15 protein-coding genes and 1 pseudogene are annotated in these 20,113 nt (G+C 36.7%); 3 read left to right on the forward strand and 13 right to left on the reverse strand.

Features of this window, described 5'->3' with window-relative positions:
- Positions 1–19 precede the first annotated feature (19 nt).
- The 7 genes from atpD to atpB form a co-directional block, all read right to left on the reverse strand.
- Positions 20–1,405, reverse strand: a complete 1,386-nt coding sequence (gene atpD, locus ERCILAFE3058_RS00135) for a F0F1 ATP synthase subunit beta (RefSeq protein ID WP_157989486.1) — start codon at positions 1,403–1,405, stop codon at positions 20–22.
- Positions 1,406–1,566: 161 nt separating this feature from the next.
- A complete protein-coding gene (gene atpG, locus ERCILAFE3058_RS00140; RefSeq protein ID WP_157989487.1) occupies positions 1,567–2,436 on the reverse strand; it encodes a F0F1 ATP synthase subunit gamma in 870 nt (289 codons plus the stop codon).
- A gap of 63 nt (positions 2,437–2,499) precedes the next feature.
- Positions 2,500–4,038, reverse strand: a complete 1,539-nt coding sequence (atpA, locus tag ERCILAFE3058_RS00145; protein WP_157990031.1) for a F0F1 ATP synthase subunit alpha — start codon at positions 4,036–4,038, stop codon at positions 2,500–2,502.
- 13 nt (positions 4,039–4,051) lie between these two features.
- Positions 4,052–4,585: a F0F1 ATP synthase subunit delta gene (gene atpH, locus ERCILAFE3058_RS00150; protein WP_157989488.1), complete on the reverse strand. Its 534-nt coding sequence runs from the start codon at positions 4,583–4,585 to the stop codon at positions 4,052–4,054.
- Positions 4,585–5,073, reverse strand: a complete 489-nt coding sequence (gene atpF, locus ERCILAFE3058_RS00155) for a F0F1 ATP synthase subunit B (protein ID WP_157989489.1) — start codon at positions 5,071–5,073, stop codon at positions 4,585–4,587. Before atpF ends, atpH begins: the two co-directional genes overlap by 1 nt.
- Positions 5,074–5,191: 118 nt before the next feature.
- Positions 5,192–5,434, reverse strand: a complete 243-nt coding sequence (atpE, locus tag ERCILAFE3058_RS00160; protein ID WP_157988749.1) for a F0F1 ATP synthase subunit C — start codon at positions 5,432–5,434, stop codon at positions 5,192–5,194.
- A gap of 96 nt (positions 5,435–5,530) precedes the next feature.
- Positions 5,531–6,355 (reverse strand): F0F1 ATP synthase subunit A, encoded by an 825-nt coding sequence (gene atpB / locus ERCILAFE3058_RS00165; protein ID WP_157989490.1) that lies wholly within the window; start codon positions 6,353–6,355, stop codon positions 5,531–5,533.
- Positions 6,356–7,209: 854 nt separating this feature from the next.
- Here atpB and gntK point away from each other — a divergent pair.
- Entirely contained in the window at positions 7,210–7,758 is a 549-nt protein-coding gene (gntK, locus tag ERCILAFE3058_RS00170; protein ID WP_157989491.1) for a gluconokinase, read from the forward strand.
- Positions 7,755–9,095 carry a gluconate transporter gene (gene gntU / locus ERCILAFE3058_RS00175; protein ID WP_157989492.1) on the forward strand — a complete coding sequence of 447 codons (1,341 nt, stop codon included), beginning with the start codon at positions 7,755–7,757 and terminating at the stop codon, positions 9,093–9,095. The genes gntK and gntU overlap by 4 nt, the downstream gene beginning before the upstream one ends.
- A gap of 580 nt (positions 9,096–9,675) precedes the next feature.
- Here gntU and rsxG read toward each other — a convergent pair.
- The 5 genes and pseudogenes from rsxG to rsxA form a co-directional block, all read right to left on the reverse strand.
- On the reverse strand, positions 9,676–10,308 hold the full coding sequence (rsxG, locus tag ERCILAFE3058_RS00180; protein ID WP_157989493.1) for an electron transport complex subunit RsxG: 633 nt from the start codon (positions 10,306–10,308) through the stop codon (positions 9,676–9,678).
- Positions 10,308–11,378: an electron transport complex subunit RsxD gene (rsxD, locus tag ERCILAFE3058_RS00185; RefSeq protein ID WP_157989494.1), complete on the reverse strand. Its 1,071-nt coding sequence runs from the start codon at positions 11,376–11,378 to the stop codon at positions 10,308–10,310. The genes rsxG and rsxD overlap by 1 nt, the downstream gene beginning before the upstream one ends.
- Positions 11,379–11,841: 463 nt before the next feature.
- A pseudogene (gene rsxC, locus ERCILAFE3058_RS00190) lies at positions 11,842–13,245 on the reverse strand (electron transport complex subunit RsxC); the annotation flags it as partial.
- Positions 13,229–13,816 (reverse strand): electron transport complex subunit RsxB, encoded by a 588-nt coding sequence (rsxB, locus tag ERCILAFE3058_RS00195; protein WP_157989496.1) that lies wholly within the window; start codon positions 13,814–13,816, stop codon positions 13,229–13,231. The pseudogene rsxC and the gene rsxB, both read right to left, overlap by 17 nt.
- Positions 13,816–14,397 (reverse strand): electron transport complex subunit RsxA, encoded by a 582-nt coding sequence (rsxA, locus tag ERCILAFE3058_RS00200; RefSeq protein ID WP_157989497.1) that lies wholly within the window; start codon positions 14,395–14,397, stop codon positions 13,816–13,818. The genes rsxB and rsxA overlap by 1 nt, the downstream gene beginning before the upstream one ends.
- 1,538 nt (positions 14,398–15,935) lie before the next feature.
- Here rsxA and prmB point away from each other — a divergent pair.
- Positions 15,936–16,862, forward strand: coding sequence for a 50S ribosomal protein L3 N(5)-glutamine methyltransferase (prmB, locus tag ERCILAFE3058_RS00205; RefSeq protein WP_157989498.1), 927 nt, complete (start codon positions 15,936–15,938; stop codon positions 16,860–16,862).
- Between the two features lie 980 nt (positions 16,863–17,842).
- On the opposite strand, the gene ERCILAFE3058_RS00210 is transcribed toward prmB, so the two are convergent.
- Entirely contained in the window at positions 17,843–19,168 is a 1,326-nt protein-coding gene (locus ERCILAFE3058_RS00210; protein WP_157989499.1) for a basic amino acid/polyamine antiporter, read from the reverse strand.
- Positions 19,169–20,113 lie beyond the last annotated feature (945 nt).

The following is a 20,113-nucleotide window of genomic DNA, read 5'->3' on the forward strand; positions in this document are numbered from 1 at the left end:
AACATATTATTAAATTATTTTATGCTAGTGTTTTAGCTTTTTCTATTACCTCTTGAATAGATCCTACCATATAGAAAGCTTGTTCTGGGAGTGAGTCAAATTCACCTTCTATAATCCCCTTAAAACCAAGAATTGTCTCTGATAACGGCACATATTTTCCTGAAGATCCAGTAAATACTTCCGCTACAAAGAAAGGTTGGGATAGAAAACGCTGTACTTTACGTGCTCGTGTAACTATGAGTTTATCTTCTTCTGATAATTCATCCATACCAAGAATAGCGATGATATCTTTAAGTTCTTGATAACGTTGTAGGACAGATTGCACCTCTCGCGCTATTTGATAGTGATTGTGACCAACGATCACTGGATCTAGTTGACGGCTAGTTGAGGCTAGTGGGTCAACGGCTGGGTAAATCCCCAGAGAGGCAATTTGACGACTTAGTACTATAGTGGCATCTAAGTGAGCAAAAGTTGTGGCTGGAGATGGATCAGATAGGTCATCGGCAGGAACATACACAGCCTGTACAGAGGTAATAGAACCTTTTTTTGTCGAAGTAATGCGTTCTTGTAGGATACCCATTTCTTCTGCAAGAGTGGGTTGGTATCCAACTGCAGAAGGCATACGACCCAAAAGCGCAGACACTTCTGTACCAGCCAGAGTATAACGATATATATTATCAATAAAGAGGAGCACCGCTTTGCCTTCATCACGGAATTTTTCGGCTATAGTTAAACCAGTTAATGCAACGCGTAGACGGTTGCCAGGTGGTTCATTCATTTGTCCATAAACCAAAGATACTTTATTAAGAACGTTTGATTCAGTCATCTCATGGTAAAAATCATTACCTTCACGTGTACGTTCACCTACGCCTGCAAATACCGAAAAACCAGAGTGCTCAGCTGCAATATTACGAATCAGTTCCATCATATTGACAGTTTTTCCTACCCCCGCACCACCAAACAAACCAATTTTACCTCCTTTGGCAAAAGGACACATAAGGTCGATTACTTTAATGCCAGTTTCTAGAAGATCTTGAGAGCTGGACTGATCTTCGTAGGAAGGCGCTGGACGATGAATTGCCCAACGTTCTTTTTCACCTATTTCTCCTTTCATGTCAATTGGTTCACCTAATACGTTCATCATGCGTCCTAGCGTCTCCACACCCACTGGAACTGTAATAGGATGTTTTAAATCTAGTACCGTGAGTCCACGTTTTAGACCTTCAGAAGGACCCATCGCAATAGTACGTACAATTCCTCCACCTATTTGCTGTTGTACTTCTAAGATTAAGCGATGATTTGTATTTGTTACCTCAAGTGCATGATATACCTTTGGAACGGCATGTTGAGGAAATTCAACGTCGATGACGGCGCCTATTATTTGGGTAATCTTTCCAGTGGTCATTGTTATTTCCTGTATCTCCATCTAAGTAATTACGGTTATATGATGCTAGAGTTTTAGTGGAATGTAGCTTATGCACATAGTTATAACTCAAGTGGCGTTCTACTCTCTGATTGAGAATATTGTATGGCTTGTTTCTTTGGCATGGCATTGATCATGCGGGATTACACTGCAGAGGCGCCTGCGACAATTTCCGTTAATTCTCTAGTAATGGCGGCCTGACGAGCCTTATTACACGCTAACTGTAACTCTGTAATGAGGTTTCCACTATTATCAGTAGCTGTTTTCATGGCCATCATGCGAGCAGCCTGTTCACATGCTAGATTTTCTATAACACTTTGGTAAACCTGAGATTCAATATAACGTCGTAGTATGATATCTAAAAGTGTTTTCGGATCAGGCTCATATAGATAATCCCAGTTATTTTTCAGAGTAGAATCTACGGAGTGATATTCTGGCGATATAGGTAGAATTTGTACAATTAGTGGTAATTGGGAGATCGTGTTTACAAATTTGTTACTAGCAATGTATAGCTTGCTGATATGTTTTGCATCATACGCTTGCAGCATTACTTGCACAGAGCCTATCACATGAGATAAGGCAGGTTTATCACACATATTATGTACTTGCGCTACTATGTTACTGCCAATAGTTCTAAAGAACGAGATACCCTGCGAGCCTATAATAGATAAATCGCTACTGACTCCTTCCTTGGACCAGGTATGCATATTTTGTAAAACTTTTTTAAAAAGGTGAGCATTTAAAGATCCGCACAATCCGCGATTAGTAGATACAATCAGATATCCAATACGTTTTGCTTTGTGCGTATCAAAATAGGGGTGTCTGTATTCTAGATTACCTAGAGCCATGTGATTAATAACTTTACGCATAACTTCTGCATAAGGTCTGCTAATTTCTGCACGGTCTTGTGATTTTCTTAATTTAGACGCAGATACCATTTCCATTGCTTTTGTGATTTTCTGCGTATTTTGTACAGAAAAAATTTTGTTTCGTATCCCTTTTTCACTACTCATAAGTGTCTCTGTAATATTCCGGATCTTTTATGTTGTAAAACGTAGTATACATCCACGTGATTACTAGGATTGTTGGGCTTGAAATTCGTTCAGTAGATGATGGAGCTGCTGTTGAATAATGTTATTATAACTACCTGATTCATTAATTAATGTTAAGAGTTTTGTATAATTATGATGAGCGTAATCAAGTAGTTCGGTTTCAAATTGTCTAATATTAACAAGTTCTACATCACTGAGAAAGCCATTTTCAGCAGCAAATAATATGAGACTTTGCTGAGCGATAGACATAGGCGTATGCTGTTTTTGTTTGAGTATTTCAGTTACTTTTTGCCCGTATCTGAGTTGTACTCTAGTAGTTTCATCTAAATCAGAAGCAAACTGAGAGAATGCTTCTAGTTCACGATATTGCGCTAATGCAGTGCGAATGCCACTGGATAGTTTTTTCATAATGGTTGTTTGCGCGGCACTACCAACTCGAGATACAGAGATACCAGGATTGACTGCGGGACGAATACCAGCATTAAATAGATTAGTTTCTAGGAAAATTTGACCATCAGTGATGGAAATAACATTTGTTGGCACAAATGCCGAGACATCTCCTGCTTGTGTTTCAATAATTGGTAATACGGTCAGTGAACCTGTTTTCCCTTGTACCTGCCCCTTTGTGGCACGTTCTACATATTTCTCATTGACTCGAGAGGCACGCTCTAATAATCGAGAATGTAGATAGAAAACATCTCCGGGAAATGCCTCACGACCTGGTGGTCGACGGAGTAGAAGAGACACTTGACGGTAAGCTACGGCTTGTTTAGATAGATCATCGTAAACAATTAGTGCATCTTCACCGCGATCACGGAAGTATTCACCCATTGTACAACCAGAATAAGGGGCTAGATATTGGAGCACTGCAGGTTCAGATGCAGTAGCGACTACTACGATAGTATTAGACAGTGCATCATGCTCTTCTAGTTTAAGCACTACATTGGCCACAGTAGATGCTTTTTGTCCAATTGCTACATAGATGCATTTAATACCAGAGTTTTTTTGATTAATGATTGCATCGATAGCCATGGTGGTTTTACCAGTTTGTCTGTCGCCAATAATTAGCTCACGTTGACCTCGACCAATGGGAATCATGGCATCAATAGATTTATAACCTGTCTGAAGGGGTTGAGTAACAGATTTTCTATCTACAACCCCAGGTGCAATGACTTCTATTGGTGCTAGGAGCTCATGGTGTATCTCACCTTTTCCATCAATCGGGGAGCCTAAGGTGTTGACGACACGACCTAGTAAATTTCGGCCTACTGGCACTTCAAGAATTCGGCCAGTACACTGCACGGACATTCCTTCTGTTAGATCTGTATATGGACCCATGACCACCGCTCCCACAGAGTCACGTTCTAGGTTAAGTGCAAGAGCATAAAGGTTATTCGGTAGGGCAATCATTTCACCCTGCATGACATCCGATAATCCGTGAATACGAATAATACCGTCACTAACAGAAATAATAGTACCTTGATTATATTGGGTATTGACGATATCAAACTGAGCAATGCGCTTTTTGATGAGTTCGCTAATTTCAGTGGCATTTAGTTGCATATCTGTGTTTTCCTTAAGATAGCATGACGCTGGCAAGCCTGTTGAGTCGTGTGCGTACGCTGCCATCAATAACCATATCATCTGCTTTAAGAATAACGCCTGCTATGATATATTTGTCTACCTTACAATGTAGTCTAACATTAGATTTTAGACGTTTTTCCATAATACTTCTGATGGACATGAGTTGTTGATGAGTTAATGGTACAGAGGATAAAACTTCAATATCATAGACTGACTCGTGTGTGGCGCGTAATTTGATAAACTGTGCTAGAATTGTCGGTAACATAGATAATCGTTTGTTTTCGGCTAAGATTTTGATAAAATTTGTACTTGCAACATCAAGTTGATTACCACAAATTTGTATAAATTTTGCCGATAGAGCTTCCGGTGCGAGATGTCTTGCAATTAGACTTTTTATCTGTACTTGTAATGAAACAGCAGCTGCAAACATGAGCATTTCTTGCCATTTGGAAACAACTTTATTCGCCACAGCAAATTGAAATGCTGCTTTTGAGTATGGACGAGAAATGGTGATATCTGTAAACATTAGACTGTACCTCGTGATGCTAAGGAAGAGGTTAACGTATTGATAATATCACTGTGATCATCTGGATTTATTGAACGTGAAATTATTTTTTCGGCACCAGCGATAGTCAGTATTGCAATGTGTTTACGTAAATCCTCTTGTGCGCGTTGGCGCTCATTAGCAATTTGAATGACTGCCTGAGTCATAATTTTTTTACGTTCTTTTTCTGCCATGGCTTTTGCTTCTTCTATAATTTCTAAATAGCGCTTATTAGCTCTATCAATGATAGCGTGAGCATCTTTTTTAGCCTTTTTAAGATAAGTATTAGCAGCTAATTCTGAATTTTCTACATCTTTTTTGGTACGTTCAGCGAAAGAGAGGCTGTCTGCAATTTCTTTTTGACGTGCTTCTATCGCGGCGATTAATGGAGGCCATACATAGCGCATGCAGAACCAGACAAATAGGATAAATGCAATAGCTTGGCCGAGTATAGTGGCATTAATATTCATATTACAGTATCTCTTATGAAGTCAATTTTCTTATTAAGGAAAACATTGACGCGGCATTTATCAATGATGTCTAACTGTTCACAGTATCCAAGCATCAGATTTTGTGAACAGTGTTTCCTTATAATGCAACAGAAAACATGATATATAACCCTAATCCCACAGCAATCATCGGGATTGCATCTACTAAACCCATTACAACAAAAAACTGTGTTCTTAGAAGAGGTACTAGATCCGGCTGACGAGCTGCGCCTTCTAAAAATTTCCCTCCTAGGATGCCAATACCAATTGCTGCACCGATTGCCGCTAAACCCATCATGACAGCGGCAGCCATGTATAATAGATCTATATTATGATGCTCCATCATAAGTCTCCGTTTTGTGAATTAAGCATACAAAGTAACTACTATAATAATTTATAAGTCTATAATAAAGATAAGCTGAATAGCTTCTGAGAGAGATTAATGCTCTTCTGATGCCATAGACAGATAGACAATAGTTAATACCATAAATAGAAACGCCTGTAGAAAAATAATTAAGATATGAAAAATAGCCCAGGGTACATTTAGCAGCCATTGTGACCACCACGGTAAAAGACCGGCAATAAGGATGAAAATTAGCTCGCCTGCATACATATTTCCAAATAACCGTAGACCGAGGGAGATGGGTTTAGATAACAGACTGACGCCCTCGAGAAGAAGGTTAAGGGGTATGAAAATCGGATGTTTAAAAGGTTGCAGCATAAGTTCTTTACTAAATCCCCTGAAACCTTTTATTTTTATGCTATAAAAAAGTATTAAAATAAAAACCCCGAGCGACATGGATAAAGTGATGTTCACATCGGCAGAAGGTACAACCCGTAATGCTGGAAGGCTTAAGAAGCAATGTTCTCCAATGTAAGGCAGTAAATCAATAGGTAGTATATCCATCATATTCATAAGGAAGACCCACACAAATATCGTTAGAGCGAGCGGAGCTATAATTTTGCTGCTCCCATGATATATGTCGCGGACATTTTGATCTGTAAAAGAAATCACCAGTTCTACCATAGTCTGTAATGTATTTGGCACACCACTAGTTGCGGACTTAGCTACTATACGAAAAATAGCCAGAAATATACACCCCAATACTACAGAGAAAAAGATAGAATCAATATTTAAAATCCAAAAATTTCCTGGAGTGTCGTCCTTTGTTACCAGAGTAAAAGTGCGAAGATTCAGTTGTAGATTATTTAGATGATGGCCAATATATACTTTTGGTGATAACACATCTCCTACTACCGCCATGATATCTTTTATCCTTATGTACGTAATTATGGAGGATACTGTTATGTGAAATTAGTAGTAATACAGATGACAATCATACTTTAGAGCGATGATTTATTATCATGAAACTTTTTTTATTTTTTAAATTTATACTCCGTATGTAAGCGAGTTTAATAATATCTTGATATTTAGAAGCACATAGAACGTATGCTCCATAATAAATCTTATAATCAATACTATATCAAATATGATTGCGCTCCTTAAGCTGTCGCAGTACTTTTATATAACTTATAGCGAGAGTTTTGTAAATGATAGTCTTTATCATCTCAAACCTTAGAAGGGCGTGCCTTAATGTTGGATAGTGATAATATTTTGATGTATACAACTAGCGTACTTGCATATTCTTAATACGTATTTCTATCCCTCTGAGGGGTGTGCATTATTATGTAATGCGCATTGTATAATATAATACTATAATAATTATAAGAGATGTGCTCTTTAGAAAGAGCATTTATATATTATTATACTCCATTCACTGAGCAATGCAATTGGTAACATATATGTATACTATACATTACTACTAAGGGCATTTTTATTTTTTTTGTTTTGTTATTATTTATCGAGTGTCATTTATTAATATATTTTTTTGAAACTGTTCTGGCTGACATTGTTTGTTTACTTTTATTTAAATAACAGAGTTTTATATGTTCAGAATATCTCTATAAGACATGTGTGTAGTTTTTAAAACCTCTGTAATCTTGGTATTTGATGGTTAATAAAGATGGGGTGACTTTCTTGTTTTTATTTAGATTGTAGACAAAAACCTGTTGAGAATATTCCTCAGTTGTATGTGAATCTTTCATGGTGTAAAAGTGATGAATAGATCTTATCCACCTCATCGTGTATTTATATTTATGGGCGTGTCTGGTAGCGGTAAATCTACTGTTGCTACTGCGGTGGCACACCAGTTAAATGCTGCTCTGCTCGACGGAGATTTTTTACATCCTCGTGTCAATATTGCCAAAATGTCCTCTGGGCATCCATTAAATGATAATGATCGGCTACCATGGCTACAAGCTATTAATGATGCAGTATTTGCGATGCAGCGTACTAATGAGTTATCACTGATTGTTTGCTCTGCTCTCAAAAAAACTTATCGTAATATTTTACGAAATGGTAACTCTAACGTTTCTTTTATTTATCTTAAGGGTCATTTTGAGACTATTCAAGCACGATTACAAGCACGTAAAGGGCATTTTTTTCAATCTAATATGTTAGAAACGCAGTTTACAATATTAGAAAACCCCGATGAAGATGAAAAAGATGTATGGATTATCGATATTAATCAACCGTTACAAAATGTTTTAACTGCGACTTTAAAAGTTATCGAAGGAGTTAAAAAAAATATTATGGGGGTTGTATGAATACTCTAACCTTGATGATTACAGCAGTAGGTTCTGTGTGTTTGTTGTTGTTTTTAGTAATACAAGCACGCATGCATGCTTTTGTAGCCTTAATTCTTGTCTCTATCTTTGCAGCTATCATTGCTGGTATACCATTACAAGATATTGCTTCTATTATGCAAAAGGGTATGGGGGGCACTCTTGGTTTTCTTGCTATTGTTGTTGGGCTTGGAGCAATGTTTGGAAAAATACTGCATGAAACTGGTGTGGTTAATCAAATAGCCACCGGTATGTTAAAGATGTTTGGTGAAGGTCGTGCTACTTATGCCATTGGGATGGCCGGGCTTATTTGTGCGCTACCGTTATTTTTTGAGGTTGCAGTTGTGTTATTGATTACTATTGTGTCTTCAGTAGCACACCGGACTGGCAATAATTTAGTAAAGTTAGTGATACCTTTGTTTGCAGGGGTCTCGGCAGCATCTGCTTTCCTTTTACCGGGTCCAACACCGATGCTGGTAGCATTGCAGATGCATGCAGACCTTGGGTGGATGATTTTATTAGGCGTATTTGCAGCTATTCCTAGTATGCTTATTGCCGGTCCAATTTTTGGTAGTTTTATTAGTCAATATATTAAATTTCAAAGGCTTCCTGAAGACATTGAGCCGCAATTTGATTGTAGAAATATTCCATCATTTCCTGTGAGTCTGCTATTAGTTCTCTGTCCTCTTATCTTAGTTGGCTTAAAAACTATTGGCGTATTTTTTAGTGGTCCAGGGACAAGTCTATATGGGTTTTTAGAATTAATGGGGCACCCATTTATCTCTATGTTATTTTCTTGCTTAGTAGCAATTTATGGTATTGCTCGTCCTCAAGGTATAGATAAAGAACGTATTATGCAGCTTTGTGCTGCAGCGTTGCAGCCTGCGGGGATTATTCTTTTAGTCATTGGGGCAAGTGGTGTATTCAAGCAGGTGTTAGTAGATTCTGGTATTGGTGCGGCGTTAGGGCAAATGTTAACAAGCTGTGGTTTACCCGTGGCCGTGACTTCCTTTATATTGGCGAGCGCAATACGAGTGATTCAGGGATCAGCTACTGTTGCGTGTTTAACTACTGTGGGTCTTGTTATGCCAATGATTGAGTCACTAAATTATTCTGGCGCACAATTAGCCGCGTTATCGATTTGTATTTCTGGTGGTTCAATTATTTGTAGTCATGTGAATGATGCTGGTTTTTGGTTATTTGGTCGTTTTACCGGTGCAACTGAAGGTCAGACATTACAAACATGGACTCTGATGGAAACAATTTTGGGAACTGTGGGGGCTACAATCGGAATAATATCTTTTATGTTTTTATCATAATCAAGATATAAATTTAAAATAATGGAGTGATATGGTATCAATACTACTGTGTATATAATGCGTGGTATTTTATGGTGTGCATGGAGCATCTGAGCCAATATCATGATGGTATGCATGGTACTATTATTGACGTATATTTTTTACAATAGATTTTTGTATATTAAATCTTAAGGTTTTTAGTACAGTACTTATAGTCTTTGATTGCAAATAAGAGTGTGATACTGCATATCATTGCCTTTCAAGTATCATATTATGATGCATAGACATATCCTGTCATGCATGAGAAGATTATTTGAGCTGTTATTGATGATATCGTTCTTGTGAGGGTCATGCACGTCTATTGTTTATACTAAGGTCGTATAGAATTCTTTTAGGTGGTTTTTATTTCTTTATATGTGCACCATTTCATACGGTACGGTATAGATGTTTGTTCTGTGGTTTTACAGTGTACCACAGTAGTCCATTCCATATTCCTATGTTTAATTTCTGTTTCTAGAATTGGTTATTCTTTATTTTTAGGTATTATGCAACAACATTTCATACTTTTTGCAATAATATTTTTTTTTAGTATCGGTATTTTTTATTTATCAGACATGTTATAGAGGGGGAGTGCAGCAAGTGTTTTTTGTAGGGTTTGAATATATAGAACGGTACGCTTTACTGCGTTCACTACTGCGCGAGGAGTAATAGTAGCACCAGTAAATTGATCGAAATGTCCGCCATCTTTTTTTACTGCAAATTCATCTAAATTACTGCTTATGATTTTTTGATTCTGAAAACTATTAACCCAATTAGACAGACGCAATTCGATTTTATCGCCTAGCCCCGGGGTTTCATGATGTTCCACCACTCGTATTCCGTATATTAATCCATCAAAATTAGCACCAATGATAATCTGAATGTTACCAGCGTATCCATCTGGTGCTGTGGTTTCAATGGCTATAGCTATAGGTTTATTATCTTTTTTTGCTACATAGAGACGGTGTTTTTCAGTATCACCTAGAGCGGGATTAGACACACTGTAACACGATGATTGTATATTATTATTATATAGTATTGGTGGGATCACTTCATTTAAGATGTTTTGTTGTTTAAGTGTCATTTGTAACTGAATATCTGGTTGAGTAACTACGTGAATTATTGCTGTGAGACCTGTAGTGATCGCAGCAAAGATCGCTAGAGTTATGCTGTTTTTTTTGATCACATCTAGCATTAGAAGATGCTCCTTTTTATGTGTCCATATACGCGCGGTTGCGTGTAGTGATCAATGAGCGGTACACAGATATTTGCTAGTAATACCCCGAAGGCCACCCCGTCCGGATAACCCCCATAACTACGAATTAACCATGTGAGTAGGCCAATTATTACAGCATAAATCAAGCGACCATTATTAGTAGTAGAGGCTGTGACGGGATCAGTGGCAATAAAAAATGCACCTAACATTGTAGCACCAGAAAATAGGTGAAGGGTAGGTGGTAGTAGGTAAGACGGAGCATATAACCAACCTATACTTGAACAAAAGGTTAATGAGACGAGAAAACCCACAGGGATATGCCAGCGGATTGTACGCGTAATTAATAGAAATATGCCACCTATCAGAAATCCAGCATTTACCCATCGCCAACAAGCACTGTGTGTTAGGTAGTTTTTATATATAGGTTGTGCTAGAACTTTCTCTACTGCCTGACCTTCATGTAGGCTGGTTTTAAAATAATCTAATGGCGTCGCTTGACTAATTCCATCAATATCTAAATCTAGTGTGGAAGGAGTGAAGCGAGGTTGAGTATGGTGGTATATGATAATGTGGAGCGTTTCCATAGCAGTAAGATTACGGTTCTTGATTTCATTAAATGGGAGCCAGTTAGTCATTTGCACGGGAAAGGATATTAATAACACGACATAACCGACCATAGCTGGATTAAAGGGATTATGGCCTAAACCACCGTATACTTGTTTAGCAATAATAATGGCAAACATTGTGCCAATTGTGGTGATCCACCAAGGGGAGAGTGCAGGGATGCTGGTACCTAGTATAATGGCGGTAAGTAGTGCTGAGTTGTCTTTTATAGTCTTGACTATGGGATAACCCCGGGCTTTGAGAATTATGACTTCAGTACTTAGGGCTACACTTATAGCAATTAATATTTGCACGAGGGTGCCTAAACCAAAGAAGTAATACTGTATCGCTATTCCCGGGGTCATAGCGATTATCACTAACATCATAATATGACCAGTGGTGTTATTATTATGTATATAAGGAGGAGAGGATATAGGGAAAATCATATAATTTCTTCTTCGTATGTTATCTATGTATTATGATTTTTTTAAAAATATTAAGTATGCTCTATATGGGATATATAGATGTATAGATTCCCTCGTATCTGAAGTTATCTGTATTGAATTGTGCTAGAGTTTACGATGTGTATATTACGGATTGATAATGCTCCTATGTGTGGTTGTACCACTATTTTATGAGGCTGATTTTCTTACATTGTAAGACATCGTTATTTATCTATTCCAGCGCAGTGTGCTGCTAACCCAGATGAGTTTTTATTATTTTGCACTTTTAAAACAAGTTTGATGGTGAGTATATCGAGTCTCATAGTGATAGCGTTATGTACTGTAAACCTATGATGACATTTTGTATATAATAAGTTGTGGGTACCACAGAGTGTCATATCGCAGAAAATATATAATTTTATTATGCATGCTTTGACATGCATGCATTAATCGTTTTGGAATTTGTGCGTAATAATCTTTTTTGCCTTGCTTCAAAGCGAGACTTAGCAAGTTTAGAGCGTTGGCTTTCCAGATCTAGTGCCTGAATTAAAGCTTTTTCCTTTTTATAATACTGCACGAGTGGTATATGGCTAGGGCAGACATATGCACAAGCACCACACTCAATGCAATCTTCAATGTTATATGCACGAGCCTTAATATGATCACGGCCTTGACTGAACCAGTATAGTTGTTGTGGAAGTAAGGAGACTGGGCATACATCAGCGCATTGACCACAGCGAATGCAGTTTTCTTCTTGCATATTGTTCTTTACTTCTTTCGTAGACGACGCAATAATACAATTAGTTGTTTTTGTTATTGGAATGCAATCACTCTGTATGGTTACACCCATGAGCGCCCCTCCCATCACTATAATTTGCTGATTTTTTTGATATAAACCAGTATTTTGCAGCAAGTAACTAATGGGCGTACCTATTCTGACCCAAATGTTACCGGGGTTTATTACGGACGCACCAGTGATTGTTACCACGCGTTCAGTGAGTGATTCGCCATTCATTATCGCACGCTTGACTGCAAAAGTAGTACCGATATTTTGCATGATTATACCAATGTCAGAAGCGTGTTTACCGTGAGGTATCTCTTTACCAGTAAGTATGTATATTAGCTGTTGAGCCCCCCCCGAGGGGTACTTTGTTGGTATTATACGAATACAAATATCTGAAGAGAAACTGAGGGCTTTCTGGAGCGCTCGAATAGCTTTTTTCTTATTATCTTCAATGCCAATAAATATTTCACGTACTTGTAAGACCCAGGCTAAAATACGAGCTCCTTCTACAATTTCCTCAGCGCACTCCTGCATTAATCGATCATCGGCTGTTACATAGGGCTCAGACTCAGCGGCATTAATAATTAATGTGTCTACCTTATGAATCCCGTACTGAATCTTACGCGCGGTTGGGAACCCCGCCCCACCAAGACCTGCTATACCAGCTTGATGTATTATGTCTATAAGTTGAGAGTGGGCGATATTACGATAGTTACTTAATCGTGGTGTCTTTTGCCATTCATCTTTTCCGTCTGGTGTAATAAATAAGCATGTTTCTAACATAGAGGCACTAGCTGTCATATGTTTATCTATTTTGGTAATAGTACCAGAAGTTGGGGCATGAATTGGTAACATCTGGTCATTACCAAAGGTAAGAGCTTGACCCCTTAAGACTTTATCACCTGGTTGAACGCTAATTTCACTTTCTGGTCCTACATGTTGTTGAATGGGTAAAATAAAACTTATTGGTAGCGGTAATCGTCGTAGTGGCGTGTTATTAGATTGAGATTTCATATCTAGTGGATGAATTCCGCCCTTAAACTTCCAGATCTTATTTTGTTTTACTTTATTAAATATTTTTAACATCGGGGGGTACCATGATCACTCGTTCTATAGGAATGTAGTTGAAATTTCCGTGAGGTATAACAGTTGTAGTAGATGTGATGTGCATCTCAATACAGTGGGTGGGACAAGAAGACACGCATAAATCACATCCGGTACAGATGTCACTGACTACTGTATGCATCGTGCGTTTGGCACCAACAATAGCATCTACCGGACAAACATGAACACATTTCATGCAACCAATGCAGTGCTCTTCACGGATCCATGCGATTTTATGCTTAGGTGTGCGCATAGATGTGTCACGAAGGGATTGTGGCTCAATATTGAGAATTTCTGCTATTTTGAGCATGGTTGGCTCCCCACCAGGGACGCATTTATTGATCATTTCATTGTGTTTACTAATAGCATGTGCATATGGTCTACATCCTGGATATCCGCATTGTCCACACTGACTTTGTGGTAAAACGGTATCAAGTTGATCAATAAGAAGATCATCTTTTACCATAAACGTGTGCGAGGCATACCCTAATAAACCTCCGCAAATTAAACTAATGATGCTTAAAATAGTAATAGCCGTCCAGATAGTATTCATCAAGCTTTAATAAGTCCAGTAAAACCCATAAATGCCATTGCCATTAAACCAGCAGTAATGAGGGTAATCGATGACCCTTTAAATGGTGCTGGTACGTTCGCAAGCGCTAAATGTTCTCGCATACCGGAAAACAGCACTATAACTAGTAAAAAACTCATCGAGGCGCTAAATCCATAGAGAGCTGCCTGCATAAACGTATGATGAAGGTGTACACTTAATAGAGGTACTCCTAGCACTGCGCAGTTAGTAGTAATGAGTGGAAGGAAAATACCAAGCAGTCGATAAAGATGTGGGCTAGTTTTGTGTACTACTAGTTCAGTAAATTGAACTACAGAAGCAATCAATAGAATATATGTCGTAGTACGCAAATAAACTAGATCTAGCGGTACTAGAATTAAAATATTTACGCACCAAGAACAGATGGAAGCGAGGGTAATTACAAATGTTGTAGCAAAACCCATACTAATTGCTGTCTCCAGTTTTTTAGAGACTCCCATAAAAGGGCAGAGACCAAGAAATTTTACCAATACAAAATTATTTATTAGTACAGTACTTATAAACAGTAGCAAGTAGTTAGTCATTATGTGAACCAGAAAGAGAAAGATGAAGCTAGTATATTTAATATTCTTACATAACAGGAGCGACTTATGTATTACATGGTACCACACCTATATTATGATCTTAATAGTTTCATTGAACATAGTATTTAGATACTACAGTAGCGCTATTGTGGTCGAGGGATGCACATGAGCGTGTATTAGGTTTTGTGTTTAGTGATTTAGCGTATAAGTCTGGTATTTGAATGTATTCAAAAGATTAATGGCAGTCGGAGAGTTAGTACATATTTCGAGAGAGTGTGTGTATGCTTGCTTTGTCATTGCAATATTTTCTATGCATAGTAGTTTGTAGAACATTTAGTCTATTGAGAGTGATATGACATAAAATGAATAGAGCATAGACATAGATAAACATATATGCTATATGCATGCTGGCTAATTGAGTTATAATTAAATTAATATGGATTATACATTATATGTATATATGCGGTATCTAACAGTATTTTGTTGACTGATAATAGTGACACCTATCTTTATCATGCTATGTTCCTCAAAAGATAAATTATATCATTTTTGTAGGTGCGGTTTTTCATTAATTTGACTTTGCAAAAGCTAAGGTGTGATATTGTATGTTTTACGTGCATTTTTATGAACTGAAAATGTATATGTCTTGTGAAAAGATGTTTGGTAGCACCCTATATAATCATATAGGATGAAATCATATTGTGCTAATTTTCATGGCGGTAAAGGGTTTGCATTATAGCTATAGATGTGCTGCAGTATATGCTTAGATTAGAAATTTCTATTTAAGGGAATAGAATCTTGTGTCTTTTTGCGAGGCTTTTTCATGTAAATCACCACTCTTTAATATATTCATTACAATGATGCTATTTTTCTCTCTTTTGTTTCTTATTGCGCACTAAAAGCTGGTATTGCAGACTTGCGTCATATCAAATATTTTAAAGTTATAGTGCGGATAAGTAAAGATATCTTTAACAGTTACTGTATATATATAATTTGTACTCTTTGTTTGTGGATCATAGAAGTGGGATTTTTTGCTAACTGTACAGATGAAGGTCATTGTATGTTAAAGATATTGTAACGTTACGCAGTCGTTATACAGTAGAATATATGTAGTATATTTTATACTCTTCATGCTGATCGTTTTTATCGCATGGAGATGTTATTTTTTCTTGCAATTGTACGTGTATCTAAAATATATCAAGTAATTTTAATATATTAAAATACATAGCAACAAATCATAATGCTATTAGTTATCATGTGATAGCATGTAGAGTTATTAGTGATTAAAACATTCAAGTGATTGATGCCGACAAAGGATATACTTAATATTTATATCTCTAATATTAGGGGCTAATGATGGAATAGTGGTAGTTTTAGATATGTATAAGGGTTCACTCAAGCGTTTCATATGTGTGATTATTCAGTAGTGATTAGACTGCATGAAGTATCAGTACACGCACGGTATTTAGTGTTATACTTTTGCAAAAATAGGAGCTGATAATTCAAGATAGCTAATAGTATACCTGGTGGGGGGGGGTGTGGATAAAAGTATTATTAACGAGTTAGTCAATGAATTAAAGACAATTAATGATGTGTTACGATGGTCTGTGAGCTTCTTTGCTTCCTCTAATTTATATTATGGCCACGGTAGTAATAATCACTGGGACGAAGCTATACAATTAATTTTGCCTACCCTCTATCTGCCAATGGAGAGTCCAGAAAGTATACTAGCTTCTAGACTGACACCTAGCGAAAGGCATCGTATTATTGCACGTGTTCATCGTCGTGTACGTGAGCGTATTCCTGTAGCGTATTTAACAAACGTGTCTTGGTTTTGTGGTTGTGAATTATATGTTGATGAGCGTGTTTTGGTGCCTCGTTCACCTATTGGTGAGTTAATTAGTCATAAATTTTCTGGAATTCTTCAGAGTGAACCTCGGTATATCCTTGATATGTGTACAGGTAGCGGATGCATAGCCATTGCCTGTGCTCTTGTTTTTCCAAACGCAGCGGTTGATGCAGTAGATATTTCTAGCGCTGCATTGGAGGTCAGTAATAAAAATATATGTACGTATGGTCTAGAGAAAAGGGTGCACTCTGTTTGCTCTGATTTATTTAGTGCTTTACTCCACAAAAAGTATGACTTAATTGTTGCAAACCCGCCATATGTTAGTGATGATGATATCAATAATTTACCACATGAATATCATCATGAACCTAGATTAGGCTTAGCAGGTGGTAAGGATGGTTTAGCAATATCTTTACTGATTATCAATCAAGCAGTTAATTATCTTAGTGAGCATGGCGTGCTGATTTGCGAAGTGGGCGATAGTATGGTCAATTTGATTAAAAATCATCCAACGATACCTTTTACTTGGCTACAATTAGATCAAGGTGGAGAGGGAGTATTTATGATGACTAAAAAGCAAATGATGGAGGTTTACTTGTTAAAAAACTCTCAGTAGATTGATATATATATTATATGAAATATAACTAATGAAACCTTTCAGAAGATCTCTCTAAGGCTAGACAATATACTTTTTATTGATTGTTGTATTAAGATTATCATTGTAACAATCTGTGTTCGGTTTATACAAAAGCCGAAATTTATTTTCGCTCAATGGCTATCGAATGTTTTTTGAACGATTCGCATCATAGACTAACTATAAATTGAAAAATTAATATTGTATATCCCATTACATTATATATTTGGAAGTTATTTCAGTTTCGGTCTATTGATATTTTAGTAATGTGTGAGAAGTGATATTTCTTGGTGCTTATGATGGTTAGAAGCATATTTTGTATCAGTAAACATGTATCATGAAATACAGAAGAGAAAAAATACACAGAAGGATGTGTCGATCCATGGACTGTTTAAACCTGGCTATGGAGCTATAGAGATCCAGTGAGTCGCATGCCTAGATCCATGCTAGATATGCAATAAATACAATAGGGATGAAAAACCGGTTGTCTAGTAAGTATTCAAGATGATTGATCTAGTATAAGCGGAGCGTTCATATTGCAATATATTACTAGGTGGTGTATTAGACATATTTTTATGATGTTGTTAATCTTTTCTTATTATCTTTTTACGCATTGATATACAAAAGTATGTAATGTAGCGGTTCTGATTTATACTATATATAGATTCCATTCTAAATATGCATAATGATTATTATAACATACACTGTACTCAAGAACGCTTAATTACTTATCACAAACATGCATCATAAATATAGTGCATTAAGATGCTATTTTTATGATACATCATACTGCAAATAATTTACATATAATAGATTACAGTGGGAATGTGAACTACTATCGCTTGGGATCAATAAGAGCATGAAATAAGATTACGTTGATCATCATTATAATAATCAAAGATTTAGATCACGTGGTATAGTTAAGTTACTTTAATAATGTGGTCTTATATCAATAAGACTCTTTAAATATTGATCCATTTTTTATTCTGTTTTTGATGAGTTACTAAAAATATAATCATACCAGGTACATAGAATAATAGTGATAGTAGTACATTGAAAGGCCCTGATGCATATAGGAGCCATATCCCATAGGCGCTAGCACCAATGGATACAAAACTTATAATAGGTTTATTTAATTCTCGTGTTACTTGAAAGAGATAAGCTCCGACTAACAAATATGGTATGAGTATCATTTCTGAGGCGATAGTTAATAAGGTGTTATAATTGCAATTAGTGATCCAAATGACAATTAGACAAAGTTGAACGGAGAGATCAGTTAGATACAGAGAAAATTTTTGGGCGTTATTGTTATGCTCCAGTTGTAGGCGGTGAATTTGACACGCGCTATTTTTTACAGCCATCAATGGGATTTCTGCAGCCATAATTGTCCAACTTAGATATGCCCCGCATACTGAAACAATGAGACAAGCGATAATAATGATACTACCCCAAGGGCCAATTAAATAATTCATTATCCCAGCCATGGATGGATTATGCATTGTAGCTAATTCAGCTCGTGGTATCACTCCTAATGATAGCAGGCTAATCAGTAAGTAGATTGCTAAGGTTATGAGCACTGCAACTATGGTGGCGCGACCAATATCTTGCGTATGACGCGCGCGTGATGACATAACTACTGCACCTTCAATGCCAATAAACACCCAGAGAGTAACTAACATACTATCCTTAACCTGTTGCCATACTGATTTACCTAGAGATAGACCAGTAAAATCCAAACAGAAACAAGGATACTGAAAGGCGTAGGCTGCTAACAGAATAAATAATCCTAAAGGAATTAACTTACCTAATGTTGCTATGAAATTAATACTAGCTGCAGTCCGAATACCTTGTAAAACTAGTGCATGAATCAGCCATAATAAAAGTGAAGCAGATAGCATAGCCTGCCATGTGTTACCATCACCAAAAATAATATGCTTTGGAGAATCAATAAAAAACCCTATGGCAGAACACACAATGACCAAATAAGAAGCATTTGCAATCACTGTGCATAACCAATATCCCCAAGCAGAACAAAAGCCAATAAATTTACCAAAACCTTCTTGCGCATAAATAAAAATACCTCCTTCGAGATTAGGTTTTAGTCTGCTTAATAAAAGAAATACTAAGGCTAATAATATAACGCCGCATCCAGTAATGCTCCAACCTATCAATAATGCTGCAGGGCTGGCTACTTCAGCCATGTTTTGCGGTAAATTAAAAATACCTGCACCTAGCATTGAACTAAGCACTAGGGCGGTGAGAGCGCTGATATCGAGCTTTTTGTCCAAAAATATACCCCAAATATGAAAAATGCATAAGACGTATAGTGATTATTTTTTTGAGTGATCCAAATGATGGCGCATTTTGTATGCGCATGGGTGTAAATAGAGCAGCGTCAGATGACGATCAACTTCTAATACGTATTTGCTTAGCGTAATATCTATCATATATTGTCTGAATTTGTATATCTTGTGAATGATTGTAAAGTAGTGAGCGTGTCGCCTAATTATTAAATTACATTGCGTAGTTATCACTGTATGTGTCTTTAGGAGAGAGCATGATAGTTTTAGCATCTAAAATGATTGATAATATTTGTTATGTGTATAGCTTGTATGGCTTGTACGGGTGTGAAGTCTATATTTATAAGCGCAGTATGTTGCGACTTTCAGAAAGTATAGTAAGTAATATTAAGTGTCTATTTAGTATGCTTTGTGTCATAGTGTTTTATAAGAATCTTTATTATCAAAGTAATATTGTAGTTTGACGAGCTGATCGATAGCATAATCAATGATTTTTCTCTTTATATATGTATACATTGATGTATATGATCACAAAAATACCCTAGTTAAGCGATGTGCGGTGCTCTTATCAATATTATTTAGTCACTCAGAGAACCCTCAATCAGACAGACACATATTTCTCTTTTATATATAGCATGTCAATACTATCGATTACATGATTTGCATCAATACACATTCTATGAACATTTTACATATACCACCTATTTTTTAGGTAATAGAGATTGTTGCCATTAGTTTTTTTGAATTTTTAGAGAGATGGACTTGTTTATATTATATCTTATGGTTTTGTTTTAGTGTTAATATTACGATATTTTTTTAATGACCACAACTCTATACTAGATTTGTATCGTGCATAAATCATCTAGTATGGCTAGTTTTCTATTCCTCTGTAGACATAGAGACTAGGGAAAAGATATTTAGAACCGCAGATGT

This window comes from Candidatus Erwinia haradaeae (assembly GCF_900698955.1).
In the GTDB taxonomy this organism is placed as follows: Bacteria; Pseudomonadota; Gammaproteobacteria; order Enterobacterales; family Enterobacteriaceae; genus Erwinia_E; species Erwinia_E haradaeae_G.

Bases quoted from the DNA above. Each gene is read 5' to 3' on its own strand.
- atpD (WP_157989486.1), bottom strand. From the start codon at position 1,405: ATGACCACTGGAAAGATTACCCAAATAATAGGCGCCGTCATCGACGTT.
- atpG (WP_157989487.1), bottom strand. From the start codon at position 2,436: ATGAGTAGTGAAAAAGGGATACGAAACAAAATTTTTTCTGTACAAAAT.
- atpA (WP_157990031.1), bottom strand. From the start codon at position 4,038: ATGCAACTAAATGCCACTGAAATTAGCGAACTCATCAAAAAGCGCATT.
- atpH (WP_157989488.1), bottom strand. From the start codon at position 4,585: ATGTTTACAGATATCACCATTTCTCGTCCATACTCAAAAGCAGCATTT.
- atpF (WP_157989489.1), bottom strand. From the start codon at position 5,073: ATGAATATTAATGCCACTATACTCGGCCAAGCTATTGCATTTATCCTA.
- atpE (WP_157988749.1), bottom strand. From the start codon at position 5,434: ATGGAGCATCATAATATAGATCTATTATACATGGCTGCCGCTGTCATG.
- atpB (WP_157989490.1), bottom strand. From the start codon at position 6,355: ATGGCGGTAGTAGGAGATGTGTTATCACCAAAAGTATATATTGGCCAT.
- gntK (WP_157989491.1), top strand. From the start codon at position 7,210: ATGAATAGATCTTATCCACCTCATCGTGTATTTATATTTATGGGCGTG.
- gntU (WP_157989492.1), top strand. From the start codon at position 7,755: ATGAATACTCTAACCTTGATGATTACAGCAGTAGGTTCTGTGTGTTTG.
- rsxG (WP_157989493.1), bottom strand. From the start codon at position 10,308: ATGCTAGATGTGATCAAAAAAAACAGCATAACTCTAGCGATCTTTGCT.
- rsxD (WP_157989494.1), bottom strand. From the start codon at position 11,378: ATGATTTTCCCTATATCCTCTCCTCCTTATATACATAATAATAACACC.
- rsxB (WP_157989496.1), bottom strand. From the start codon at position 13,816: ATGAATACTATCTGGACGGCTATTACTATTTTAAGCATCATTAGTTTA.
- rsxA (WP_157989497.1), bottom strand. From the start codon at position 14,397: ATGACTAACTACTTGCTACTGTTTATAAGTACTGTACTAATAAATAAT.